The sequence below is a fragment of the Chitinivorax tropicus genome, from assembly GCF_014202905.1.
Lineage (GTDB): Bacteria > Pseudomonadota > Gammaproteobacteria > Burkholderiales > SCOH01 > Chitinivorax > Chitinivorax tropicus.
Genome location: NZ_JACHHY010000008.1, coordinates 95,055 through 119,669, shown reverse-complemented (window position 1 = coordinate 119,669; position 24,615 = coordinate 95,055). Strand labels below are relative to the sequence as shown.

20 protein-coding genes are annotated in these 24,615 nt (G+C 56.2%); 7 read left to right on the top strand and 13 right to left on the bottom strand.

Features of this window, described 5'->3' with window-relative positions; genetic code table 11:
• Nucleotides 1-72 precede the first annotated feature (72 nt).
• From HNQ59_RS08065 to HNQ59_RS08055, 3 genes are all read right to left on the bottom strand, one after another.
• Nucleotides 73-1,410, bottom strand: a complete 1,338-nt coding sequence (locus HNQ59_RS08065; RefSeq protein ID WP_184037543.1) for a cytochrome ubiquinol oxidase subunit I — start codon at nt 1,408-1,410, stop codon at nt 73-75.
• A 334-nt stretch (nt 1,411-1,744) separates the two neighbouring features.
• Nucleotides 1,745-2,320: a GbsR/MarR family transcriptional regulator gene (locus HNQ59_RS08060; protein ID WP_184037541.1), complete on the bottom strand. Its 576-nt coding sequence runs from the start codon at nt 2,318-2,320 to the stop codon at nt 1,745-1,747.
• A gap of 354 nt (nt 2,321-2,674) precedes the next feature.
• Nucleotides 2,675-3,490 carry a transporter substrate-binding domain-containing protein gene (locus tag HNQ59_RS08055; RefSeq protein ID WP_184037538.1) on the bottom strand — a complete coding sequence of 272 codons (816 nt, stop codon included), beginning with the start codon at nt 3,488-3,490 and terminating at the stop codon, nt 2,675-2,677.
• Between the two features lie 1,003 nt (nt 3,491-4,493).
• Here HNQ59_RS08055 and HNQ59_RS08050 point away from each other — a divergent pair.
• Entirely contained in the window at nt 4,494-5,039 is a 546-nt protein-coding gene (locus HNQ59_RS08050) for a hypothetical protein (protein WP_184037535.1), read from the top strand.
• Nucleotides 5,040-5,198: 159 nt separating this feature from the next.
• Here the strand turns inward: HNQ59_RS08050 and HNQ59_RS08045 are convergent, their stop codons facing one another.
• Nucleotides 5,199-7,721, bottom strand: a complete 2,523-nt coding sequence (locus HNQ59_RS08045) for a penicillin acylase family protein (RefSeq protein ID WP_184037533.1) — start codon at nt 7,719-7,721, stop codon at nt 5,199-5,201.
• Between the two features lie 411 nt (nt 7,722-8,132).
• On the opposite strand from HNQ59_RS08045, the gene HNQ59_RS08040 reads away from it, so the two are divergent.
• Nucleotides 8,133-9,185 (top strand): saccharopine dehydrogenase family protein, encoded by a 1,053-nt coding sequence (locus tag HNQ59_RS08040; RefSeq protein ID WP_246490903.1) that lies wholly within the window; start codon nt 8,133-8,135, stop codon nt 9,183-9,185.
• Here HNQ59_RS08040 and HNQ59_RS08035 read toward each other — a convergent pair.
• The 5 genes from HNQ59_RS08035 to HNQ59_RS08015 all read right to left on the bottom strand — a co-directional run bounded on the left by HNQ59_RS08035 (nt 9,153) and on the right by HNQ59_RS08015 (nt 14,497).
• The gene (locus HNQ59_RS08035) at nt 9,153-10,439 is read right to left on the bottom strand and encodes a S41 family peptidase (RefSeq protein ID WP_184037531.1); all 1,287 of its coding nucleotides are present in this window, start codon (nt 10,437-10,439) and stop codon (nt 9,153-9,155) included. The two genes, HNQ59_RS08040 and HNQ59_RS08035, sit on opposite strands and share 33 nt — an antisense overlap.
• Nucleotides 10,440-10,499: 60 nt before the next feature.
• On the bottom strand, nt 10,500-11,108 hold the full coding sequence (locus HNQ59_RS08030) for a YceI family protein (protein WP_184037528.1): 609 nt from the start codon (nt 11,106-11,108) through the stop codon (nt 10,500-10,502).
• 112 nt (nt 11,109-11,220) lie between these two features.
• Nucleotides 11,221-11,568 carry a RidA family protein gene (locus HNQ59_RS08025; RefSeq protein ID WP_184037525.1) on the bottom strand — a complete coding sequence of 116 codons (348 nt, stop codon included), beginning with the start codon at nt 11,566-11,568 and terminating at the stop codon, nt 11,221-11,223.
• 222 nt (nt 11,569-11,790) lie between these two features.
• Nucleotides 11,791-12,984: a DesA family fatty acid desaturase gene (locus HNQ59_RS08020; protein ID WP_184037523.1), complete on the bottom strand. Its 1,194-nt coding sequence runs from the start codon at nt 12,982-12,984 to the stop codon at nt 11,791-11,793.
• Nucleotides 12,985-13,207: 223 nt separating this feature from the next.
• Nucleotides 13,208-14,497 (bottom strand): mechanosensitive ion channel family protein, encoded by a 1,290-nt coding sequence (locus HNQ59_RS08015; protein WP_246490902.1) that lies wholly within the window; start codon nt 14,495-14,497, stop codon nt 13,208-13,210.
• A gap of 270 nt (nt 14,498-14,767) precedes the next feature.
• On the opposite strand from HNQ59_RS08015, the gene HNQ59_RS08010 reads away from it, so the two are divergent.
• Nucleotides 14,768-16,255, top strand: coding sequence for a YdgA family protein (locus HNQ59_RS08010; RefSeq protein ID WP_184037520.1), 1,488 nt, complete (start codon nt 14,768-14,770; stop codon nt 16,253-16,255).
• A 208-nt stretch (nt 16,256-16,463) separates the two neighbouring features.
• Nucleotides 16,464-17,891: a flagellar filament capping protein FliD gene (fliD, locus tag HNQ59_RS08005; protein WP_184037517.1), complete on the top strand. Its 1,428-nt coding sequence runs from the start codon at nt 16,464-16,466 to the stop codon at nt 17,889-17,891.
• On the opposite strand, the gene HNQ59_RS08000 is transcribed toward fliD, so the two are convergent.
• The 4 genes from HNQ59_RS08000 to purM all read right to left on the bottom strand — a co-directional run bounded on the left by HNQ59_RS08000 (nt 17,892) and on the right by purM (nt 22,328).
• Nucleotides 17,892-19,184: an RsmB/NOP family class I SAM-dependent RNA methyltransferase gene (locus HNQ59_RS08000; RefSeq protein WP_184037514.1), complete on the bottom strand. Its 1,293-nt coding sequence runs from the start codon at nt 19,182-19,184 to the stop codon at nt 17,892-17,894.
• 71 nt (nt 19,185-19,255) lie between these two features.
• A complete protein-coding gene (locus HNQ59_RS07995; RefSeq protein WP_184037511.1) occupies nt 19,256-20,476 on the bottom strand; it encodes a DUF3108 domain-containing protein in 1,221 nt (406 codons plus the stop codon).
• Nucleotides 20,477-20,577: 101 nt separating this feature from the next.
• Nucleotides 20,578-21,210 carry a phosphoribosylglycinamide formyltransferase gene (purN, locus tag HNQ59_RS07990; protein ID WP_184037508.1) on the bottom strand — a complete coding sequence of 211 codons (633 nt, stop codon included), beginning with the start codon at nt 21,208-21,210 and terminating at the stop codon, nt 20,578-20,580.
• A 74-nt stretch (nt 21,211-21,284) separates the two neighbouring features.
• The gene (gene purM / locus HNQ59_RS07985) at nt 21,285-22,328 is read right to left on the bottom strand and encodes a phosphoribosylformylglycinamidine cyclo-ligase (RefSeq protein WP_184037505.1); all 1,044 of its coding nucleotides are present in this window, start codon (nt 22,326-22,328) and stop codon (nt 21,285-21,287) included.
• A gap of 272 nt (nt 22,329-22,600) precedes the next feature.
• Here purM and hda point away from each other — a divergent pair, with 272 nt between their 5' ends.
• The 3 genes from hda to HNQ59_RS07970 are packed head-to-tail and all read left to right on the top strand — an operon-like array spanning nt 22,601 to nt 24,609.
• The gene (gene hda / locus HNQ59_RS07980) at nt 22,601-23,308 is read left to right on the top strand and encodes a DnaA regulatory inactivator Hda (RefSeq protein ID WP_184037502.1); all 708 of its coding nucleotides are present in this window, start codon (nt 22,601-22,603) and stop codon (nt 23,306-23,308) included.
• Between the two features lie 13 nt (nt 23,309-23,321).
• Complete coding sequence (locus HNQ59_RS07975; protein ID WP_184037499.1) at nt 23,322-23,987, top strand: histidinol-phosphatase; 666 nt, start codon at nt 23,322-23,324, stop codon at nt 23,985-23,987.
• Nucleotides 23,971-24,609: a hypothetical protein gene (locus HNQ59_RS07970; protein ID WP_184037496.1), complete on the top strand. Its 639-nt coding sequence runs from the start codon at nt 23,971-23,973 to the stop codon at nt 24,607-24,609. The genes HNQ59_RS07975 and HNQ59_RS07970 overlap by 17 nt, the downstream gene beginning before the upstream one ends.
• Nucleotides 24,610-24,615 lie beyond the last annotated feature (6 nt).

The window sequence follows — 24,615 nt, the reverse complement described above, 5'->3', positions numbered from 1 at the left end:
CTTTTTCAACAACGTGCCGTTAGCGGCACGCGCACAACAAGCGGCATCGCATCAGAGCGCATCCGCCCCGTCTTATTGATAGGCTGGCTTCCCTGCCGTTGCTGGCTCGGTGGCCTGTCTGCCGGCCTTGCCAGCCAGATAGAACAACACCTTGACATAAGCGAAGCCCAGGCAAAGATACAAGCTGAGGTACATCGCCAGGGACAGGCTGATCTGCGTGGCTGGTACGGTTGAAGCGGCCTGTGCAGTAGTCAACACGCCGTAGACCAGATAGGGCTGGCGACCGACTTCCGTCACATACCACCCTGCTACCAGGGCAACCCAGCCGGAAAAGGTCATGCCGACCAGCACCCGGGCAATCCAGGTCGGCAGCCCTTGCTGCTTGCGCCAATACCAGGCAGCCACCCAGGCCACTGCCAGCATCAGCAAACCAACACCGACCATGATGCGGAATGCCCAGAACACCGGCCCCACTGGCGGATGCTTACCCTCAAAGGCATCCAGCCCGCTCACCTCACCATTCCAATCATGGGTCAGATAGAGGCTGGCCAGCTTGGGGATGGCTATCTCAAAGTGATTGGTCTTGGCTTGGCTATCTGGAATGGCGAACAAGACCGCATCCACCCCGCGCTGGGTCTGCCAGATACCCTCCATGGCGGCCAACTTGGCGGGCTGATGTTTCAATGTATTCAAGCCATGCAGGTCGCCCACGACGATCTGCAACGGGATCAGCAACGCCGCCAGCGCAATACCCGTCTTCAACGACACCATCAGCCCCGCAGAGCGCTCCCCGCGCAGGTAACGATAGGCCGACAGCCCTGCAATCAAAAAGGCCACCGTCAGACCAGACGCCAACAACATGTGGGTGAATCGATAAGGAAAGGAAGGATTGAACAAGATCGCCAGCCAATCGGTAGCGTGCGCTTGCCCATTGATCATTTCGAAACCCACTGGGGTCTGCATCCACGAGTTGAGCACCAATATCCAAAAGGCCGACAGTGTCGTACCAATGGCCACCAAAGCCGTGGCCAAGGTATGCACGCGATTGGAAACCCGATTGGCGCCAAACAGCATGATGCCCAGGAAGGTGGCCTCCAGGAAAAAAGCCGTCAACACCTCGGCGGCCAATAGCGGGCCGGCGATATTACCCACCGTCTGCATAAAGCCCGGCCAGTTGGTGCCGAACTGGAAGCTCATGGTGATACCGGTGACCACACCCAGTGCGAATGTCAGGGCAAATATCTTGACCCAGAATTGATAGGCATCCCGCCAGGCGGGGTTACCCGTGCGACTACCTTGCCACTTGAAGAACAACAACACCCAGGCCAGCGCAATGCTGATGGCCGGAAACAGAATATGAAACGTGATATTGGCCGCAAATTGAATGCGGGCGAGTACGACTGGGTCCATGACGAATTCCTGTATGAATGAACTGCACCATGCCTGTCTCCTCATGTACCGCTATAACGGTAACGCATTGATATAGTTAGAGTCCTGTAGGTATCACTTCACGGCAGGCCACGAAGCCATGTCAACAGAACTTGGTCTGCTCCCCGCTCGGATTTTCCCAAGACAGCAAGCAGGTACAACAGATGGAGACAGCACAGAACCCGTCGTTTGATCAGACAAATTACTGAGTGCCCATGTATCTCCAGTGGTTATTCGATGGGTGATCGATCGCCCCCATCCGCCTGATACACATCGGCGCGTCCACGCTTTGGCCCAGGCTTATGATTGCTTGTGTTCAGTCTGCATCCCCACCCTGCGCGCGGCCACCGGCAAACAGGGTGAATTTGTCCTTCAGCTCCAGCACCTTTTGTACCTTCGAGCCCAGATTCATCAGCTGAACCAAGGTATCCGCCTCCAGGCGCTGCACATCAGTGAACCAATTGGTCACCTGCTCGATCAAAGCATGCATCTCGCGCATCCGCTCCTGTGCGTGGCGCTCCTCGTCAGTCGCAGGTGTTTCCATCAGCGCGGCTCGCAGCATGGACAAAGTCGGGTCCACCTCGCGTTTGCGACGCTCCTCTGCCAATGTGCGGAAGATTGCCCAGACATCATCGGGCGCAGTGAAATACTCGCGGCGATCACCTGGCTGATGTTGTGGCTTGGTCAAGCGCCAGCTTTCCAACTCTTTCAAGCCCATGCTGACGTTCGAACGAGAAAACCCCAGGGCCTCCGCAATCTCGTCGGCATTCAGCGGGCGGTGGGAGACAAACAGCAACGCGTAGATCTGGCCAACTGTCCGGTTGATACCCCAGCGACTGCCCATCTCACCGAAGTGCAAGACAAAAGACTGGATCAAAGGTGTCAGATTCATATTTTTGAACTTTCAGTAATTACTGAAAATTTAACACACGCTTGATGCAAGTCAAGTACAACATTCGAAATTAGTGATTTGTCATCATCAATCAATTCGATAAAAACCAAGCAATTCTTTGAATTTACTCAATTGATGACATACAGACATAGACACCCATGTGCCGTCATCAGGGCATTGCAAAATCAGCAGATCAGCCTGCCCCGGGCATACACAATTGCTTCAGCCATTCCGTCAGGATGCAGACATGATTGGCACAAAAAAAGCCAAACATGGCTTGGCTTTTTATTCGACTGCACAACGTCCAAGCGCTGGCAGTGGTCTTTGGCTCATATGGCAAGAAATGGCGAATCGCTACTCCGCTTTTACGGTATCCGCGTAGATTTTGAAAGCACGCATCTGCGGTGCAACGGATTGCTTGCCGAAATGCCGTTCAAACATCCTGATCGCCTTGCCTGATTTCTCGGCTTGCAACAAAGCGGCATTCACCGCATCCAGCAACCGGGTCTCATCTTTATGGACAGCCATGCTGAGGCGCTTCATGCTGAGTGGAATGTCGGGCACTTCTAGCCCGCTGTCCGCGGGCATCCGTTGCAATTGGTGCCGTAATGCCGCCGCCGACCCGGCAACTGCATCACAATCTCCCTTCATCAGATTCTGAAATGCCTGCACATTGGTGTCGGAAATCACGGGCGTGGCTGCTGGCAAGGCCTCCTTGATGACAGACAGTAGGAAAGAGCCTTTCGGAGCGCAGATCCGCGCGGCCTGCAACTGGCTGAGCTCGCTGAAACGGCCTGCTTTTGCTGCGATTTTGGGTACGCTGACAAAGTAGCTGTAACTCATGTCTACTTCTTTGGCGCGTTCTGGCGCGTTGATCAACGCCGCCACCACCAGATCGACACGTTTTTCCTTCAGGGCAGGTAGACGGTCGTCACGCTGCAGGACAGTGAATGCCACTTTCACACCGAGCTGCTGCGCGACGAACTTGGCGAAATCAATATCGTAACCCGCCACCAGCTGGGTTTTCGGATCAATGTAGCCGAAAGGAGCAATGTCCGTCACCACCCCGACCCTTATTTCACCCGCTCGCCGGATTTCGTCCAGACCATCTGCACGGGCAGGTGAGAACAAGCCCCCAACGGCAACCAGCGCCAATGTATTGAATGACATTTGCCAGACCTTTTTCATATTCCTCCCGCTTTGGAACAGTTCACATCTCTTTCATCAGATACTTCCCGATCATCACATGTACCCATCTCGATATAAATATGCAGTACTACCTAGACCCTGTTTCCATCATGGGAAAGGCAGACCCAGCGACGCTGTATCTCCTTTATATACTGCTTTGACGCAAGCCGCGCCTATCTTGCTGCCGAGCTGGATGCAGCCCGTACTCCCCAGGGCACAGGTACAACCGACAAGAGCGGGACGAATGAGCCCAGGTGCCGAACCGCCACAGTTGGAGCGGTGGTGATGCGGAAGCGGGAGTGGAAAGCTAAAAGTGCAGCACTTTCGCGGCGATAGGTCATCGCAGGCATCGGGGCAAGCACGCATGATGGGAAAAAACCGGGCATGGCGCTGGTAACGCCATGTCCGGGTGGAAAGGTAGGGAGTGTCCTGTTGGCCACTGCCACTCGCTTAAGATCAGGGAGAGGCTCATTCACGAGCAGCAGTGGCAACAGGTTTGGCATCGCTCAAGATGAGCGATTGGCCGCTTGGCCTTGGCAGAAGCCAAGCGCATTCCATGCTGGTCAATCACTGTAAAGTGCAACCAACAATGCCATTATCATATAGATATTCATCGATATGTCAAATGCATTTTGCGCATGCGCCCATGTTGCATCACCGTACTTCTTCATTCATTGTTTACCCATACTGCAATCGATTCATGAAAGTACTTTAATCAAGACATGGCTGGCTCACAATATGTGTCTCTCAACACCACCACCAATGAAGGTGCCTCCCGACAAGACCGCGCATCCAGCTTGCTTGACCGGAAAAATGGCGATCATGGCCACTTTCGACGAAGGGAGGGAGTAGGGAAATCACGCCAGATGGATTCAATGCATGATATTTTCGCCATCAAGCAACCAAACAACTGCTTCCAGGGGATGATGCAGAAGCCCCTGCCTTCCAATAATCACATTCCTTACCCAACACATTAGGAGGTCATATGAAACACATCCTTGGTCTGGCGCTTGTCACCTGTGGTATGCAGGCGCTGGCGGCTGATCCGGTTTACCTTGAGGTACCGGTCACTTATCACCCGGATGCCGGGGTGGTGAGAAAGGTGCGAGAGGAATGCAAGATTGAAGATCAGCTTGCTGAACATGTCGGCAAGATACTCGCAAAAGTCAATAAATCAGACAAAGGCACCATCGAAGCCAGTGCCGACCAGACAGGTAAGCAGATCTTACGCCTGCAGATCACCCACGTATTGGGCGTCGGAGGTGGCGCCTGGTCTGGGCCCAAGGCCGTGACAGTGCAAGCGGCATTGTTGGAGGATGGCAAGGTCAAGCGCGAAACCAAGATCAATCGCTGGTCTATTGGCGGAATGTGGGCGGGCTTCAAAGGCACCTGCACTATTATCGATCGCTGCTCAGTTGCCTTGGCGAAGGACTTGGGCAGATGGGCCCGCGACCCTAACTATGTGATCAAGGAAGAAGCTCCACCTAAAGATGCCCCACAAGAGGAGCCCACCTCAGCCAACCCTACCTGAAAACGGCCAATTCACTCAAGGATGGGTACCGCAGCGGTGGTGCCCCCATGTGTCATGCAGCCAGAGTGGAATGCCTTGGCTTGATCGAACCAAGCAGATCGCGTCCCCTGGCCTCTCACCATGCCCCAGAGCGCTTGATTCAATAGGCTGTGCGCCCTCTCAACATTGTTTCACGCACTTTGGGATCAGTGAGATCGGTGGGCCGTACAGCTGGTCGATGGCGGCTTGCTGGAACGGCATGATTTGATAGCGCCCTTGCAGCCACCATTCGATCCCGTCATCGTAGTGTGGGCTGCCAGGGTTGGACGACTGCCCGGACAGATTCACAAAGCGCATCGGCTCGGCTTGGCTGAAATCGACGATGATCCGCATCGCCGGCACCATCCATGTGCCGAAGCCCTCACCGACTGAGTAAGCGGCAACATTCAACGTCGCGTGATCACCACCCGCAGCATATGGCCCACGGTCCAGGTAATCGCCAATCATGGAGATGGCCATTTGTTCAAACCAACTGAGGTGCGGCGCCATCTTGGTCGTCTCGGTCTGCCAGGTGTAGGTATGCACCCTTCCCCACTGCCATTGGGTCGGGTCTGCTCCCTGCGCTTGGCGCAATGATGTGACCGCCAATGCCAGTGCCCGCACTATGATGTCGGCTTTGCTCTCTTTCACCCTGGTCCGGTTGTCATCCCAAAACGGGCTGTCGCTGCGCTTGAGCAGATGATCATCCACCGAGCCGTAGTTGGCATCGTTCGCCCTGACCATCGCATACCAGGCCTCTGTCCCCAGCCCCAGCTCATCGCCAAATGTCTCGCGGGCGAGGTGGTGCAAGAACATGCCATACAGGGCCGCATCGGCAGAAGTGGGTAACAGATTGCCATCGAATGCCCGCAGACGTGCTATCGCCCACTCAGCCCGCTCTGCCTGTGCTTGAGGCAACCCTTGCAGGGCTTGATCCAGCGGCGTATCTGTCAGCCATTGCCCGAAGGCTATGGCCTGTCGCGACACCCGGTCCAACTGCATCGATTGGCTGTCTTGCAAGGTATGTTTAGGGGTGTCTTGCAGACGCTGATTGATACGATCCATGCGCCAGGGCGCGTACCAGCTGGCTGTCAAATGATAGGGATACCGCGCATCCACCGACCGGTGATTGGCCGTGGCCAGAAAGCCTTGTTTCGGGTCAATGGTGGCGGGGTGAGCGGAAACAGGCACATACCCCCGCCAGTCATACTCTCCCGTCCAGCCTGGTGAGGGTAGTTGCCCCCGGCCTTTCCCCCGTATCGGATAGCGCCCCGTCACCTGCCAGCCGATCTGTTCCCGTGTGCCATACACAACATTCAGCTCGATCGACCTGAGCTGCAATAACGCCGCTTTGGCTTGTTCCATGATTTGCGCACGATTCACTGCCAGAAATGCCGTCAGCGTGTCGTCAGGCTCAAATGCAGTGGTCTTGACGGCCAAGCCGAACCCTATCTGCAACTGCCTGGGCAATAGGTCGCTCTTGGGCGGGTGCTGCAATGCCATGTTCAGCAAGGGGCCATGATGGGTTTCGTAGACGGTTTCCTGAATCGATTCCCCATTCGGCAAGCGATAGATTTCAATACGCTCACGACAAGGCAGCCATTCCTCTTTGAAGCGGTAATGCAGCTTGCCCTGGATGGTTTTGAGCTGCTCCAGAAATAGATCCTGATTGTCCGCCATCACCATGGTCATCCCCCAGGCCAGCTTGCCGTTGTAGCCCGCAACCACGCCCGGCAAGCCTGCCGCCGCTACCCCGGCGACATCCAGCCCAGGTGCCCGAGTATGGACGTAATGCCAGGTGGCGGGCTGGGTCAGCAGCAGGTGGGTATCATTCGCGACGATACTGGCCCCGCCCAACGTACGCGCAGGCGCTACCGCCCAGTTGTTCGAGGCCGCCAGATTGTGCCCGGTCAAATCATCCAGTACGGCCAACGTCTGCAGCAGCTGCTTGACATCCGGCCCCATCGTCTTGAGATCCAGGCCAGCGAGCTTATGGGCTTCATCAAACGGAAGCGACTCGTCGGGATAGACCGGCATCAGCCAGGCTGCATTTTCAATACCGACCTGCTGGGCCAAGCGTAGAAAACCGACTTCTTCCTGCAGATTCTGCGCCAGGCTGAAATTCAACAGCACCATGACCAGCATGGCATCTTGCGGCTGCCATGGCTCCGGCTCCATACCTGTCAGGCGCATGTCTGCAGGCAGGGCGCGTTGCGCACGCCACGCATTGACGCCATCGGCATAGCGGGTCAGCACTTGCTTCACCTCGGGCGCAGCATGCGACCAGAGCATCTGGGCGGTCGCACGCAGATTCAGCGTGCGCACATAACGGTCTACATCCAAGGCTGGGCGCCCAATCATCTCACTCAATCGGCCCTGCGCGAGCATCTTGAAGCCGACCATCTGCGAATACCGGTCTTCCGCCGCCACATATCCCTGGGCGAACATCAGATCCCCAATGGATTGCGCCTCGATCAGTGGCACCCCCAGCTCGTCGCGACGGATGCTGACAGGCGCATCCAATCCGGCCAGCTGCACATGCTGCGGGTGGGGTGCTTCAGCCAGCTGATTCTGCAGAATGCGCTTGCACCCGCCCAGCCCTCCTACCAAACCAAAGGCCACCAGTAACGAGCCCAAGCTCCTGCGCATTGTTGCGAGCCACATATACGCCCCCTCTTCCCGTTATGAGAATCATGTTATGCGCCAGCCAGTTGCAGCACCAACAAAATCGCACCTCCATATATTCACATGGAACTCACCGAAACCCGCCTTGGATGGCAGGCTTCTGCGAGCCAGCAGCACATAAATAACGATGTTATACAATGGTCTTCCCTAAAAAACCGATTTGAACAACAATGCCCTGCAGAATCAGTCTGGATCAGGTGTGCAAGGCTTACGGTAACAAGCCATGCTCATCACCCGCAGCTGGTTGTTCGCTGAATGACGCACTTTGCAATCCATAATGTGGCAGCACACAACACGCCGCTGGCCATTTAAAGCCAGCCCACCAGGGTCAAATACGGCTTCTGCACATGCAATGTGGCGTCTACACCAATAAAAAATCGAGGAGAAAACATGACAGACTGGATGATTTACGGAGCAAATGGCTACACAGGGCAGCTCATCGCCAGACAGGCCGTACAGCTTGGGCTCAAGCCGATCCTGGCGGGTCGGCAACAGGGGGCGATTGGGGAGTTGGCGCGGCAGCTGGGTCTAGAGTGCCGCATTTTCGGGTTGGATCAGCCTGACCTGGCTGAGCAGCTGAAAGGCGTCAGTCTGCTGTTGAATTGCGCAGGCCCTTTTTCGGCCACCTGCCAGCCCCTGATCTCTGCTTGTCTGCATCAGCGATGTCATTATCTGGATATCACCGGCGAGATCGCGGCATTTGAATGGGCGCACAGCAAGCACACCGCAGCCCACGCGGCTGGTATCGTGCTGTGCCCTGGCGTCGGCTTTGATGTCGTTCCGACAGACTGCCTGGCTGCCGCGCTGAAGGCCGCTCTGCCGGATGCCACGACATTGGCGCTGGGGTTCTCATCCAACAGCGGGATCAGCCCTGGAACCGCCAAGACAACCATCGAAGGCTTTGCGCTGGGCGCAAAGATCCGTGAAAACGGGCAGCTGAAGAACGTGCCCTTTGCTTACCGCCGACGCGCCATCGATTTCGGTGATGGTGAAAAGCAAGCATTGACGATTCTTTGGGGGGATATCGTCACAGCCTACTACTCGACAGGCATCCCTAATATCGAGGTATATGTCAGCATGGCGCCGAAGATGGCAAACCATATCAAACACCTGAACTGGCTCAAACCGTTGCTGGGCCTCGGCTTTGTGCAACGGCTGCTGAAGGCATGGGTGGGTCGCCGTATACAAGGCCCTTCGCAGCAAAGCCGTGAGCAGTCCCCAACCTGGGTGTGGGGAGAGGCCCGTAACGCCAAGGGTGAGATCCGCACCGCGCGAATCCGCACCACAAACGGTTATCAATTGACGGTGGATAGCGCCTTGTACATCGTACAGAAGCTGCTGACCGACCTGACGGTGCCTGGGGGCTATTACACCCCTTCGCTATTGCTCGGCCCAGGTCTGGTCGAGGCACTACCGGGCTCGGGCAAGCTGACCATCAGCTGAGGCCGGTCTGCCTGCCAAGTACCGGACGGCTGTATACAATGCGGAGTCCGGCTCTTGACCGGTAGGGTCTTCCAGCACGGCGTTAGGCACGAACGCCTCACGCGGCGTTCCGTTGAGATGGAAGAGCTGCTCTGCTGAGTAGGTCACTCCAATCCGGGTGTTGGGCAAGGTCAGGTCGAACACCGCCCCATTCAGCCGCGCCATGGGCGTGCCAAACACCGTTGCACGCCCCATGCCGTCCAATCCGATTGCTATCGCCTCACCAATGCTTGCAGTCCACCGCCCCACCAGCACTGCCATGGGTTGTCGATATGCCACACCACGCGGCGATACCACACGCGTCCAGGCATCGCCCTTGACCGGTTTGCCACGCTGATAAGGCTGCGCTCGGGTAATGAAGCGCCCCAGGATAGGCTCTGCAACATCGGTATTGCCGCCGCTGGGCGTATTGCGTAGATCCAGCACCAGTGCTTTGCTGGTCTTCAGCTGCGCAAGGGCTTGATCGAATTCCTGCACTGTTCTGTTGTCACCCAATGCATTATTGATGCGTATCAGTCCCATGCCATCCGGCAGACGCTGCCAGGTGACCCGGCGTGCCAAGCTGGGTTTGTCCACCTGCTGATGCTGGGGTTGATCAAGCAGGAATCGCTGCAATCGACCGTCTGGCATCATGACATCGATTTCCCTGGCACGCTCACGCGTGCCCGCCAACACAGCCAACAGGGCCCAGTTGGCGGCAGCCGGATCATCAGCCTTCAACGATCGGCCTTGCTTGCCAGCAATCGCATCACCAATGGGCTGCCCATTCAGGGCAACGATCTGCATCCCTATGCGCAAGCCTGCCTGCTCAGCACTGAAACCTGGCCGAAGCTGGGTGATCACCGCTTTACCATCCTGCCATTCAGCCCAGATGTCCGCCCCGGTCGGCACCAGACGGCTGGATTGGCGTGTATTGACTTTCAAATGTGTGTGCGGGTCATAGAGTTCATCGATTGCGCGTTCCAACACACCGATGAAGGCTCGCTCATCAGGGGCAGCTGTGGCTTCAGGCAGATATCGGGCTTTCACCTGCGCCCAATCCACCTGCTTTTTGTCGAAATAGGCGTAACCTTGATCCAAGGTCTGCCAGAACAACTCAAAATCCTGTACAAATGCAACCGACTTGGGTTCGGAGTCCGATGTCTGCCCCACAGCCCACGCCATCCCCCCCCACATGGTCACGCCCACGATCAGGCACAGCCTGCCTCGCCGCATGCTCTCATCTTTGCACATCTGTTCTTTTCGCTTTCTGATGACAGCACAGGTGAATGCTGGTCATTTTGTGTTTGGCCGATCATGTCCCGCATGCTCCGGATAGGCTTCCAAGTCAATGATCAGCTCGACTTCATCACCAATCAGGCTCAGCATCCCACCCATGCCGAAATCGCTACGTTTGATCTTGCCCACTGCCTGCGCACCACAGCCTTTTGCCAGGCGCAAGGGGTTGAATGCACAATTGAATTGCCGAATCTGAAAAGCTGCCGTGCGGGTGATGCCCTGTATGGTCAATTCGCCGCTGATGGATGCAGGTAGCTCTCCATCAAACCCCATCTCACTGGCCCTGAATTGCATATGGGGGTATTTGTCAGGTTCAAAAAAGGTGGTGCCGAATACGCCTTTCAGTAGATTCCTGTCTCGGGCGGGCATGCCGGTATCGAGCGAACCTACCTCGACTGTAATCTCCAGACGGCCTGTTTTGGCTTCCTGATCAAGCTCCACCCACCCTGCCATCTTGTTGAATCGCCCCTGCAAGGCGGATATACCCAAGTGCCGTATCGAGAAATGTGGGTAGCTATGGTCAGGGTCAAGTTGATAGCGTAGCGGTTCTGCCGCAGTGGTGCTCAGCCACAATAGTCCTGACAACAGCGAGACAAATCGCCTCATCGCCTGGTACTCCATGTCGTGGGCCAGCAAGCTGCTTTCAGATCAGTGATCAGCAGATGCCAGCCCCGCTTCCGTTGGCAGCTCATGACCACAGGCATGAGCACCTCATGGCTTATGCCGCTGCGACAACCACGATCTCGACCTTCCAGGCCGGATTCGCCAGCTTTGCCTGCACCGTCGCCCGCGCTGGGGTATGTCCAGCTGGCACCCAGGCATCCCATGCGGCATTCATGCCCTCGAAATCAGCCATGTCCGGCAAATAGATCTGTACCGACAGAATACGGGTCTTATCACTCCCGGCACGGGCCAGCAGCGCGTCTACATAGCCCAGCACCTGTGTCATCTGGCCTTTGGCATCCTGCGTAGTGTCCTCCGGCACCTGGCCTGCCAGATACAGGGTGTTATTGTATTTGACCATGTCAGACAAACGCGGGCCTACATCAAAACGTTCGATTTCCATATTACCTCTTTCTCAATCTGTCATTTCCCTGGCAAACCAGGAGGGATCTATTTGTTCATTTCCACCTGTCAGCCAATCCTGGCAGGCAAAAAAAGAGCCGGCATGTAGCCGGCCCTCATTCTACGGGGGACTGATGACAATCAGCAAAATACTGTCTCATCCCCCTGCCACACATTGCAACCAGCCAAGATCAGCATTGGCCGACCACTCATGTTGGGTGGGTCACGCCATGGCGTAACAACGCAAGCGCTGGGCAAATTCGCGGAGCGGCTCAATGCCTGAGGTTTCCGCCCGGTGGCACCAGTCCTGCAACTGCTTGACCAATTGCTCCTTGGAGGCAGAAGACCGCTCCCACAGCTGGGTCAGCTCCTGGCGCATCTGATAGATCGTTTCCAGCACGTTACTATGTTGAAGCAATGCCTGCAGCTTCTCCCGCTCGTGCACTGGCGTATCTTTCGCATCCTGTTTCAACCAGACCCGCATCTTCTTCACCGGGTTGAAACCCTCCAATTGCGGCAGCTTGGCGCTCTGGCGGAGTTTCTCGATCTCTGCGGTCACCGTTTCGCGCAGCTCCTTCGCGTATTTCGAGGCGATCTCATAGCGATTGGCAATGATGGCCTGAAGGCTCTCATCATCGCAAACAGGTTTGGCTGCGATCTCCTTGACACTGGGTGCGACACGGCGGACTTTGGCCAGACCGAACGTCTCCAGGATACGGATGTACATCCAACCGATGTCGAACTCAAACCACTTGTTCGACAACTTGGCCGAGCTGCCAAAAGTGTGGTGGTTATTGTGCAGCTCTTCACCACCGATCAGAATGCCCCATGGGAAGATGTTGGTGGATGCATCTTCGCATTCAAAGTTGCGATAGCCCCAGTAGTGCCCGATCCCGTTGATGACGCCCGCTGCGAATAGCGGAATCCACATCATTTGCACGGCCCAGATGGAAATACCTGCAGGCCCGAACAGCAGAATGTCGATGATGGCCATCAACATAATGCCCTTGGCACTGTGACGGGTGTAGACATTGCGCTCCAGCCAGTCATCCGGCGTGCCATGGCCATATTTCTCCATGATGCGCTTGTCCTTGGAGGCTGCACGATACAGCTCAGCGCCTTCACCCAGCACCTTCTTGATGCCCAACACCTGCGGGCTGTGCGGATCGTCGGGCGTCTCGCAAAAGGCATGGTGCTTGCGATGGATCGCCGCCCACTCCTTGGTGACCATCCCGGTGGTCAACCATAGCCAGAAACGGAAGAAATGACTGGGAATCGGATGCAGGTCCAATGCACGATGGGCTTGATGACGGTGCAGAAAAATCGTCACCGAGGCAATGGTCACATGGGTCAACGCAAGTGCAGCGACTATATAGCCCCACCACGGCAGGTCGATGAGGCCATTCAGGTATTCCATCTTCAGTTTTCCTTCTTGATTGTTGCGGGAGTGAAACCAAGCTATTTCAGTGTAGCCAGGATTGTCGCAAGATTATATTAGTATTTTCTTATGTTTATGCTTGATGCAATCGACGGATTGTATCCCTGATTGCCACCCCAGCAATCAGGGTATCTCCCTAGGCAGGGTGAACAGACGCCATGTCTGCGCTAAGTCTGCGTATCGGCTTCCACCAAGGCTCAGCTCAAGCACCCGGTATATCCATGGTTGGTTTATTCAGAATGGTCACTTCCCGTCGAGTATAGGGAATCTCAATGCCTGCTGCCTTGAAAGCGTGCCAGATCTTGAAGTTGATTGCAGATTTTAGGCCAAGTTGGCCATTTTCCGGGTCACGGATCCAAAACGTTGCTTTCATATTGATGCCGCTTTCACCAAAGGATTCCAATGCCACGGAAGGCTCTGGTGCCACCAAGACCCTGGGCTCGCTTTGCACTGCTTCGAGCATGATCTCGCGTACCTGGTCTAAGTCGCTCTGATAGGCGACCTGTATAGGCAGCTCAATCAGCAGATTCTTGTCAGTATAAGATCGGTTGACCACTGTCGAAGTGATCAGTGTCTCGTTTGGAATGATGGCCTCGGACCCGTCCAGGCTACGCACTACCACATAGCGGGCTGTCAGGCGGGTGATATTGCCGACACGGTTATCGATGATTACAAAATCACCAGGCCGGATGGAGCGATCCAATAAGATGACAAAGCCGCTGACATAGTTACTGGCGATCTTCTGCAGCCCCAAGCCCAGCCCCACGCCAAAAGCACCGCCGAATACCGACAGCATGGTGATGTCGATCCCGATCATGGGCAGGGCCACCAGCACACCCAACACCATCAGCAGGGCGCGAGCCACCTTGGTCATGACCACGCGCATGTTCATGTTGAGGTCATCTGCCTTCATGATGCGCTGCTCAATGAAGCTGCCCAGCCACATGGCAGCCAGCATGGTCACGCTGAACCACAGCAGACTCGATAAGACGATCAATGCAGAAATGCGATGCTTGCCGAAGGTGAAGCTCAGATCATCCAGCATATCCATCACGTCCGGCAGCCAGCCGACCATGTGCAATGCCACAGAACACCACACCAACACGGCAATCCACCGCTCAAAGCGTTTCAGCCAGTTCCGGTTGGGAAAAATGTAACGCAACATGTAAACCGCCACCCGGATCGCAGCCCAGGTCGCCAACAACGGAATGACCACTTTCAACAGCCGGACAGAATAGAAGCCACTCAACAGCGTCTTGCCGATCCAGATGAACAACAAGGCAGAGAGCGGAAAGAAAGCTCGCTTGAAACTCCCCACCCCTGCTTCCCAATTAGCGCTCTCCGCGTTGACCGTGCCGCGCATGAGGCGGGTCACCAGCCACGCCAATAACAGACTGAGCGCCAGCACGCCCGATTGCCAGAGGAGATCGATGTGCCCGACATCCTTGGCTGCCTCCATGATCAGATTGTGAATTTCACGCTCAACAGTCATTACTACTCCTAATTTATCGGTCTACCCCAGTCTAGCACGCTTCAAATGAATGACATTTGAATAACCAACAGGGAGTAGCCCCAGTCCCTCCCTTCCATACAGACCATTCAATCCACCCAGGGTTTCACCACGGCATCCACCATGGCATGCCCGATCGACATTTACTTCGGCCCGACGCCTATTGGTCAAATCGGAAGCCAGGCTATGAAACCAACGCAACAGCGCCTAGAATAGCCACTCACTTCAACAGACTGGACTGGTCATTTGGCTATGAACAAGATTGGGCGCGGCCTCGCGCTGGCAGGCACAGGTGCATTGGCAATATGGCTTGGTGGAACCTGGTGGGCTGGCATGTCAGCTGAGCAGGCGCTGACCGAGCAACAGCAAAAACTCTCGAAACTTCCTTACTTCAAGCTGAAAGCCGCCGCCTATGAGCGTGGTTTCTTTTCCTCACAGCAGGAAGTGACTTTGGAGCTGTCTGATGCCGTCACTTGGCCGTATCAGATGTATCTGCGCTATGCCGGCAAACCCTATCAGCCGATTTCCCTGACATACCGCCAACACATCAAACATGGCCCCTTTCCGCTGTTCTCGAATGGCGACTTCCACCCATACAAGGCCGTCGTCAGCACCGAGCTGTTGCTGCCAGATGATGTCAAGGCCAAGCTGAAACCCTTCTTTGGAGACAAGCCACCAGTCAGCCTGGAAAACCGCATCGGTTTCAACAATGATGGTGTGATCGCAATCGATGTGCCGAGCTTTGATTACCAAGAAGCCATCAGCGGCGTCAAAATCCACTGGCAAGGGCTGAAAAGCCAATTCAACTACAATGGCCAATATGATCGGTTCCAGCTGAAAGGTGCCATCCCAGGGCTAAAGCTGGAGGCCGCCGAGAAAGCGACCGTCGATATCAAATCACTCCATTTCGACGGCAAAACCCGCAGTGGTGTGGCCGGCTTGATGCTGGGCGAATCGAATGCCAACCTGGCCTCGATTGCTGTAGATATCAAGGAAGGCACCCCATTCGCCGCCACACTGGAAAACCTTCGCTACACCACCCAGTCAGATGCCGTAGGGGATTATGTCCATGCCGATGGTCATTTCGATGTCGGCTCGTTGCTCCTGGCAGGCAAGCGTTACGGCCCAGCCAAGCTGGATGCCTCGGCCAAACATCTGCACGCCCCCACGCTGGCCAAGTTGGATCAAGCCATCATCAGCCTGCAAAAGCAGGCATTGAATGATGCTGCGGACACACATCAAACCCTGGAAGCCTTCGAAACCCTCAAGAAGACCGGCCTACCCTTACTGGAGCATGACCCGGAGCTGGCCTTGAATAAATTGTCGATTCAGCTGCCAGAAGGCCGGGTCGATGCCAACGGCGGCATCAGACTGGTTGGGTTCCGCGAAAAGGACCTGGACAACCCTGTCCAGTTTCTGGAGCGTATTCAGGCCCAAGCCGACCTGAAGCTGCCCAAGCCTGTTGTTGACACCTACGTGCGGCTATTGATCAGGAACACCTTGATCAGCCGCAGCGGCAGCGGTGAAGACATCACTCCGGAGCAGATCGAGCAGATGGATGAACTGGCCAAGCAATTGGTGCAGGGCCAAGTTGCCAATTTGATCGAACAGAAGATGATTCGCGAGGAAGGCCAGAACCTGGCCGTCAGCCTGCGCTGGAAGACAGGCAAGCTCAGCATCAATGGCAATGACTTTCCGTTACCTTGGCAGGCACAGGCCAAGCCGGTCACTCAGCCGTAACTTCATCGCAAGCAATCGGTTGGGCCTGCCTCCCCTCTGGCAGGCCCAACCCAATCGATATCCTTGCCACGTCTGCCCTTGCACCCCCAAATGGGCCGCACATCAGACAAACAATCGCCCACCTCATTTCCATTTTCCAAATCAATCACTTGTTACGATTGAGCGGTCTACACTTGGTAGTGCGGTAACGTGTTAAGAGCGATCGCTTATGATCGGTTCGATCTACAACAGTAGTGGTCTGGTGGGGCTATACACCTCTAGAGGATTGCTCCAGCCAAGTGATTATCTACGCGACAGCGAAATCAGCCGCATCGGCGGCCGAGGAGTCAGTCTGTCTGCGGCCGGTAACGATTTAAACCGCGCCGTCGAAAGTACGCAGGTTCGACTCTCCAATGTTGGGAAATTACGATCAGCTCTCGACACGTTCCGCTCTGATCTCAACGCTTTGTCCAGCCAGGACAAAGTCGCCCCACTCAGGGCTCAATCCAGTGATGAATCCGTTGCCAAGACAGGCACACCACTGCCACAGCGCGTGAGGGATGACCCTAGGGTCGAAGTGGTCGTCAGCCAGGTCGCTACCGCGCAGGTGTTACAGAGCCAGGCCTTCAACGACAAAGACAGCACCATAGTGGGAACCGGCTCGCTGACAATCCAGGCTGGCAGCTTCAGTGATGCAAACGGTACATTCACCCCCACTCAAACGCCTGCCACCACGGTCAATATCACCGCCAACACCGGCACCTTGGAGGAAGTCGCACGCCGCATCAATACGGCGCAGGCGGGCGTATCTGCCGAAGTCATCCGGGGTGACGATGGCTTCCGACTGCAGATTACCGCCAGCCCAGGCACCAGTAACAGTCTGCAAATCACCACGCAGGACAATGATGGCAACGATTCTGATACCAATGGTCTATCACGGCTGGCTTTTGACCCGGCTGCTGCCGCTGCCGCAGGGCAGAATCTGTTGCAGACCGTTACACCGGGCAATACCGAGGTCACCCTCAACGAGCGGCGGCTGAGCAGTGCCAACACTGGCATTCAAGATATTGTCAGTGGTATCCGGTTGGACATTCAGAATGTCGGAACCGCTTCCATCACGATCGGGCGCGATCTGGACCGCTTCAAAGAAGCAGCCAAGCAATTCGTCAGTAGCATCAATACACTTGAGCAAGGGCTGGCAGACCAACAGGCTGATCGCCTGACCAACAGATCGCTGTCACAGGTTCGTAGCCAGCTGACTGAGGCAGCGTCCGGCTTCGGGCTGAATAGGCAGACGCTGTCTGATATTGGCATTACACGTGATGAAACCGGCAAGCTGGTGGTGGATGAGGGCAAAGTCGGCACCGCCTTTGTCCGCGACCCAGATTCGGCAAGCCGGTTACTGAGCCAGACAGCAGCGGGTTTACGTGATCAGGTCAGCGGCTCGCTGGCGCCACAGAGCGAGCTCAACCAGACAGGGCAATCGTTGGAACGGGCGCTGACCAGCCTGGAAACACGGCGCACCGCACGGCAGCTGGCCAACAGCCAGGTCTTTTATGGTCTGCCAGCCCAGCAGGCCAGTTCATTGTTCAACTATGTGCCACGACAAGGCAGCCCAGTGGGGGCCGCCCGTTATCTGAGTGTCGCCAGCAGCTGATCAATCCACCGCTTCTGCAGTTTCCACCGCCTCCGCAGCCAAACCGACCTCACGCGTCAGCACAGCGGCGAAAAAGCCATCTGTTCCATGCACCTGGGGGTAGAGCTGCAGGTAATCGCCCATTTCCAGAGCAATTTTCTGCTGTGTCAGCAGCTCGCCCACCGATACCAGTTTGAAATCTGGGTGCGCCGCCAGAAAAGCCTCCACGATCTGTTGATTTTCCTCAGGCAGAATCGAACACGTCGCATAGACCAGACGCCCTCCTTGCTTCACCAATGAGGCGGCAGCAGCAAGAATGGACGCTTGTTTCTGGGTCAATTCAGCCACGCTCTGGGCAGACTGGCGGAACCGCAGATCAGGATTGCGGCGCAACGTCCCCAAGCCCGAGCAGGGGGCATCGACCAATACACGATCAATTTTGCCCGCCAGGCGTTTGATCTTGGTGTCATTTTCGTGAGCGATCAATTGCGGATGGACGTTGGACAGGCCAGAGCGCTTAAGACGTGGCTTCAGGTTGTTCAAGCGTTTTTCGGAGACATCCAGCGCATAGACACGCCCGGACGATTGCATCAATGCCCCCAGCAGCAAGGTCTTGCCACCCGCACCCGCGCAGAAGTCCACCACCATTTCACCACGCCGGGGCGACAGCAGCAGGCCCAGCAGCTGACTGCCCTCGTCTTGCACCTCCACCGCGCCTTCGTTGAACAAAGCGTGTTTGTTTACCGCTGGCTTTCCTTGTAGGCGCAAGCCCAATGGCGAATAAGGGGTCGGCTCGCAAGGCAGGCCGCTCGCGATCAATGCCTGCATGACGGCTTCACGGCTCATGCGCAACGTATTGACCCGGACATCGAGTGGTGCAGGTTGCTGGAAACCACGTCCAAGGGCCAATATCGCCTCATCGTCCATGAATTGTCTGAGTTTTTCATATAGCCAGTCGGGGAACTCAGCCTGCACCGCAATCGGCAAGGTATCTGCCTTCACCGCTTTGGCATGAGTGGCCATTTTCAATTCGGCCTCTGGCGCAAACGAGGCCACTGCTTTGGCGGGCAGACCTTGCACCTTGACCAGATAGCCTAGCAACAGCCCCCGCGCGGTCGGTTTATCGACCACGGCCTCCAGCATCATCCGCCGCCGGAGAATGCCAAACACCGTTTCTGCGATGACGTGACGGTCTTGCGCGCCCAGCTTGGGGTGCTCACGGAAGAAACGGGACATCACCGCATCTGCCGGTTGAGTCATCGGTAAAATCTGACGCAAAGCTGTCAGGGTCATGTCAAATTGGTTGGCATTCATCACGAAATCACTTGTTCTTGAAACTTGTAAAGGGAACGACCCGACACGACACACGTAACGGGTCATCAGATTTATCGGTCACGCTTGGGGCGTGGCGGCGGGGGTTTGGGCCGGCTGAGCAAGACCTTGCCTGCCACCTCGACCTTGGTGACATCCAGCGGCACGATCATCTTTCCGGCCAAGTCCAGATTGACCTTGATCGGCAGGTTGTACCATTCGGGTGCCAGCCAGAAATCGCCGCGCCCGCGCTCGTTTTCCCCTTTGACCAGTATGGCATTCACATCACCCGCGCCTGGCACATGAATCATCGACTCGCCTTCAATATGGTAGCGCTGGGTATACAGCTTTTTGCCCGTGATGATCTGCAGTTCGCGATCCATGGTCTTGCTCCCTCGCAAGGCGACCTGGAAATACATGGAAAGGATGTCCAGCGCCCCGGCATTGATCGGCTCATGCTTCAGCGCATTGGGGTCCCCATAACTGACGGTATTGCCCGCCCAGTCAAATGTCACCACGTACTTGGGCGAATCAAGCTTGCCATCGCGGAACTCACGATATTCGTCCGGCTTCAGGCCCGCTTTGGTCACCGCACCTTTGGCGCGGCCCAGTATACTTCGCCCAAGCCCAGCCGCTTTCAGCTCAATGGTATAGGCATTGCCGTCCTGCTTCCAGCTCAGCACAGCCTCACCGATACCCAATGCAGTGTAGTACACACGCATATCCTGCGGGAAAGCCTTGCCAGAAGCAGCGCCGTCTTCCAGCGCGGGTGCCGCTTCAGAGGGGGTGGCCTTGGGCGTGGCATCTGCCAATGGCGTGGCTTCCGCCACCGGCGCTACGTTAGGTGCTTCGGATGGCGCGATGACCGGTGAATCGACCTTGGCAGGCTCAGTAACAGCCACCACCTCAGGTGATGATTCCGCCACCGACGGCTGCGCGGGCTTGACCGGCTGATCTACAACAACTGGCTGCGCGGGCTTTTTTCGGGCCGGTTTAGTCACCTTGGGTTTGGCAGCAGGCGGCTTCAGCTGGGCCGCTGGCACCAGATAGACATTCAAGGTATCGATCAAGGGCTTGGTCGGCACCCCTGCTTCGACTTGCTCCTCCAACGCGATTTCCTGTTCGGCCAAGGACTGTTGGGTTTCATGCACCTCGATCTTTTCACCCATCAGACCCAGTACCACCGCGTAGATCTGCTCTCCGAACAAGGTCAACAGATGCACCAGAACCGATAAGACAAAAGCAATGATCAACGTGCGGGTCACCCAGGGCTTCATACCAGCTTGATCACCCATCCATGCCATCCTGTTACGTTGTCAATCACGCTTGAGTCTACTCGGAAAGGTGTGAATAAAACATGACGGCAGGCGGGCGACACCGTCGCCTGATCATCCGATCAACAAGGGCTACGCAATGCAGTAGCAGGGTCGATCCTGTCTTGGCGAACGCGAACCAACCCGTTTTCCAATGAAACACGGCCCTCAGCAATCCAGTGTACGACAGCGGGATAGAGAAGATGTTCCTGCACCAGCACACGGCCAGCCAGGCTTTCCGGGGTGTCATCATCGAAAACCGGTACCGCCGCCTGGGCGATGATCGGGCCATGGTCAAGCTCTGGTGTCACGAAATGCACGGTGCAACCATGCAACTTGCATCCTTCCGCCAGCGCCCGGGCGTGGGTATTCAGCCCCGTGAATGCAGGCAGTAGCGAAGGGTGGATATTGATCATCCTCCCTTCATAGTGACGGACAAACCCCGCCGACAAAATACGCATGAACCCTGCGAGCACCACCAGATCAGGTTGATAGGTATCAATCAGCGCGGCCAATGCCGTATCAAACGATTCCCGGCTGTCGAATCCTTTGTGCGACAACACCGCTGTTGGGATGCCATGCTGCTGCGCAATCGCCAGCCCGTCAGCCTCAGCCTTGTTGGAAATCACTGCGGCGAATTCAACCGGCAGCTTGGCCTCCAGAATGGCCTGCATATTGCTGCCACGGCCAGAAATCAAAATAACGATTCGTTTCATATGAGTATGCTGCATACCGGAAAAAGCAAAAGCCGCCAGCATGGCCGGCGGCCCGTATAAGCTGGATGATCCGCTCAGGCGACTTGAGTCTGATGCTCGTCACCTTGGCGAGCGCGGATCGCGCCCAGACGGTAAACCGTTTCGCCCTCTGCAGTGAGTGTAGCCATCGCTGCCTCCGCGTGCTCGGCGGCGACGATCACCACCATGCCGATACCGCAATTGAACGTGCGATACATCTCATCAGCGGCGACATTGCCCTCGGCTTGCAGCCATTGGAACAGCTTGGGTAAGGCCCAGCTTTGCTTGTCGATTTGCGCCACGGTATTGTCTGGCAAGACACGAGGGACGTTCTCGGTAATGCCGCCACCAGTGATATGCGCCATGCCTTTGACGGGCAACTCGGCCATCAGCTTCAGCAATGGTTTCACATAGATGCGGGTGGGGGCCATGATGCAATCCGCCAGTGATCGGCCTTCATCAAAAGTGGCATTCAGATCGGGCTGGCTACGCTCGATGATCTTACGCACCAGGCTATAGCCGTTGGAATGCGCGCCGTTCGACTTCAGACCCAGCACCACGTCACCGGGCTGAATCGTCTTGCCGGTGATGATATTGGCCTTTTCGACCACCCCCACGGCAAACCCTGCCAGATCGTACTCACCAACCGGATACATACCGGGCATTTCAGCCGTTTCGCCGCCGATCAATGCACAACCGGATTGCTCACACCCAGCAGCAATGCCTTTGATCACATCTGTCGCGCGGGGCACGTCCAGCTTGCCACAGGCAAAATAGTCCAGAAAGAACAGCGGCTCGGCACCTTGCACCAGAATGTCATTGACACTCATCGCCACCAGATCGATGCCGACCGTATCATGGCGATCCAGTTCAAATGCGAGCTTCAGCTTGGTGCCGACGCCATCGGTGCCGGACACCAGTACGGGCTCTTTGTATTTCTTTGAAATTTCCACCAGCGCGCCGAAGCCGCCGATACCACCGAGCACTTCAGGGCGCATGGTACGCTTGGCATAGGGCTTGATGTTCTCGACCAGTTGATCACCGGCATCGATATCTACACCGGCATCACGATAGCTGAGGGAGGTTTGGTTGGCGCTCAAGTGGATTCTCGCTTTGATAAAGTGAACGTTTCCCGCGCACAGCGGGTAAAACAAAACTATAATGTTGCGTCACACGCAACAAATTCTGCATCCTATGCAATATCAGGCAATCCATATTGCACAGGATGCAACATCGCGACCGACATGGGCCGCGATAAAAAACAACATTTTAACGTATTCCAGTTTGCAATTGAAACGATAAGCGCACTTCAGTCCATCAAACCGATTGCTCGACATGCCAGAACGTTCCGATTGCACGCTTCTCTCGCCCTGTGAAACAACTGCTGCTTGATCTGACCCCTTCGCCCCCGGCCTCATTCGACAATTTTGTCGGCCAGGCCAACCTGCAGGCATTGCAGGCGCTTCGGGACGCTGTCCATGGTCGTAGTGATGAACGCATGCTCTACCTCTGGGGCGAACACGGCGCAGGCCGAACCCATCTGCTGCAAGCCACCGTCCGGGCCGCAATCGAGCTGGGCGCAAAGGCCGCCTATGTCGATTGCGCCCAGTTGTTCGCACCGGACGACAGTCTGGGCGAGTTGGATTGTGTCGCGCTCGACAATGTCCACCATCTGGGTGCCGATGCCCAAGTGGTTGCATTCAGTGTATTCAATCGATTGAAAGAATCACGTGGTATCTTCGTGGCAGCCGGCCCGCTTGCGCCCAGCCAATTGCCGCTAAGGGCGGATCTGACCACGCGCTTTGGCTGGGGTTTGGTGTTCCAGATGCAGCCTTTATCCGATCAGGATAAAGTCCAGGCGCTGAAACTGCATGCCCAGGCACGCGGTTTCATGTTGACCGACGATGTCTGCGAATATCTGTTGCTGCGCTGGCGGCGCGACCTGACTTCGCTGGTCGGCATCATCGACGAACTCGACCGTGCCTCGTTGGAGCAGCAACGCCAAATCACCCTGCCACTGTTACGTGAAGTATTGAGCGCACATCGCTTTGATGCGACGGGCCAGCAGACTCTATTTTAACCGGAGATGATTGATGAACCGATTGGTGCTTTTCGACCTGGATCACACCCTGTTGGCTGGCGACAGCGATGTGGAATGGCCTCGCTTCCTGATCCGCAGGGGGCTGTTGGATGCAGAGGAAACCAATCGGCGTAACGATGCCTTTTATGAGCAGTACAAAGCTGGCACGTTGGATATGAACGAGTTTCTGGCCTTTCAGCTGGCACCGCTGGCGCGCTTTACCATGGAGGAATTGCATGCTCTGCATGCTGACTACATGCAAGAGCACATCCTGCCCTTGATCACTGACAAGGCCAGGCAGTTAGTGGTTGGGCACCAGGCACAAGGGGATCTTGTAGTCATCATCACCGCCACCAACCGATTTGTCACCGCCCCGATTGCGGCAGAGCTGGGTGTCTCTCACCTGATCGCGACCGAGCCGGAAATCGTCGATGGACGCTATACCGGCAAACCGACCGGCATCCCGAGTTTTCAGGCAGGCAAGATCACCCGCCTGGAGCTATGGCTGGCTGATCGTAAACAGCGGTGGTCAGATTTCGGTGAAACCTGGTTCTACAGCGACTCACGCAATGATCTGCCATTATTGGAGCGCGTCACCCACCCAGTTGCCGTCAACCCGGACAGTTTGTTGAAAGCCGTGGCGGAAGAGCAAGGCTGGCCAATTGTCCACACCTACTGAGGATTCAAACCCTCGTCGCCTGTTCGCCCGTGGATGCTCGATCATCGGGCATCCTTTGATTGTGCTGCCGTTATCCACCTTGAGCACCATGGCGCGCCACCAACGGCCCGAATGGTGGCCCACGTTGCTGGCCTTTATCATGGTGGGCGGCCTGGTCACGCTGTTCAGCGTATTGCGCGTCCACAGCGGGCAATGGCGGCATGCTGACGCCAGCCTGCCCGTTGAGCGTCGTGAGCTGCATCGCTTCATGTTCCCGATATTGCTGATCGGTAGCACAACCGCTGCCCTGGGTTGCCAGCAATGGGTCATCGCACTGGGCATGGCTGCCGCCGCTTCAGTTGTACTGCAAGCCAAGCTGGCCTTGTCATGGCTCAAGATCTCGCACCACATGGCGTTTGCGACATTGGCTTGTGTACTGCAAGGGCCGTATCTGCCCGGCTTGGCGGTCGGGCTGGCCCTCCTCGCACTGATTGGATGGTCTAGAGTGGAACTGGGGCGGCATTCCGCCACCGAGGTGTGGGCCGGGTTTGCGGCAGGGCTGGTCGCCAGCTTTCTGTTCTGGGTCGGGTTGCATCAGGCCTTGACCGCTACCCTCATTGCACCGACAGCCCCATTGAAATAACACATA

Bases quoted from the DNA above. Each gene is read 5' to 3' on its own strand.
- HNQ59_RS08065 (WP_184037543.1), bottom strand. From the start codon at position 1,410: ATGGACCCAGTCGTACTCGCCCGCATTCAATTTGCGGCCAATATCACG.
- HNQ59_RS08060 (WP_184037541.1), bottom strand. From the start codon at position 2,320: ATGAATCTGACACCTTTGATCCAGTCTTTTGTCTTGCACTTCGGTGAG.
- HNQ59_RS08055 (WP_184037538.1), bottom strand. From the start codon at position 3,490: ATGTCATTCAATACATTGGCGCTGGTTGCCGTTGGGGGCTTGTTCTCA.
- HNQ59_RS08050 (WP_184037535.1), top strand. From the start codon at position 4,494: ATGAAACACATCCTTGGTCTGGCGCTTGTCACCTGTGGTATGCAGGCG.
- HNQ59_RS08045 (WP_184037533.1), bottom strand. From the start codon at position 7,721: ATGTGGCTCGCAACAATGCGCAGGAGCTTGGGCTCGTTACTGGTGGCC.
- HNQ59_RS08040 (WP_246490903.1), top strand. From the start codon at position 8,133: ATGACAGACTGGATGATTTACGGAGCAAATGGCTACACAGGGCAGCTC.
- HNQ59_RS08035 (WP_184037531.1), bottom strand. From the start codon at position 10,439: ATGCGGCGAGGCAGGCTGTGCCTGATCGTGGGCGTGACCATGTGGGGG.
- HNQ59_RS08030 (WP_184037528.1), bottom strand. From the start codon at position 11,108: ATGAGGCGATTTGTCTCGCTGTTGTCAGGACTATTGTGGCTGAGCACC.
- HNQ59_RS08025 (WP_184037525.1), bottom strand. From the start codon at position 11,568: ATGGAAATCGAACGTTTTGATGTAGGCCCGCGTTTGTCTGACATGGTC.
- HNQ59_RS08020 (WP_184037523.1), bottom strand. From the start codon at position 12,984: ATGGAATACCTGAATGGCCTCATCGACCTGCCGTGGTGGGGCTATATA.
- HNQ59_RS08015 (WP_246490902.1), bottom strand. From the start codon at position 14,497: ATGACTGTTGAGCGTGAAATTCACAATCTGATCATGGAGGCAGCCAAG.
- HNQ59_RS08010 (WP_184037520.1), top strand. From the start codon at position 14,768: ATGAACAAGATTGGGCGCGGCCTCGCGCTGGCAGGCACAGGTGCATTG.
- fliD (WP_184037517.1), top strand. From the start codon at position 16,464: ATGATCGGTTCGATCTACAACAGTAGTGGTCTGGTGGGGCTATACACC.
- HNQ59_RS08000 (WP_184037514.1), bottom strand. From the start codon at position 19,184: ATGAATGCCAACCAATTTGACATGACCCTGACAGCTTTGCGTCAGATT.
- HNQ59_RS07995 (WP_184037511.1), bottom strand. From the start codon at position 20,476: ATGGGTGATCAAGCTGGTATGAAGCCCTGGGTGACCCGCACGTTGATC.
- purN (WP_184037508.1), bottom strand. From the start codon at position 21,210: ATGAAACGAATCGTTATTTTGATTTCTGGCCGTGGCAGCAATATGCAG.
- HNQ59_RS07975 (WP_184037499.1), top strand. From the start codon at position 23,322: ATGAACCGATTGGTGCTTTTCGACCTGGATCACACCCTGTTGGCTGGC.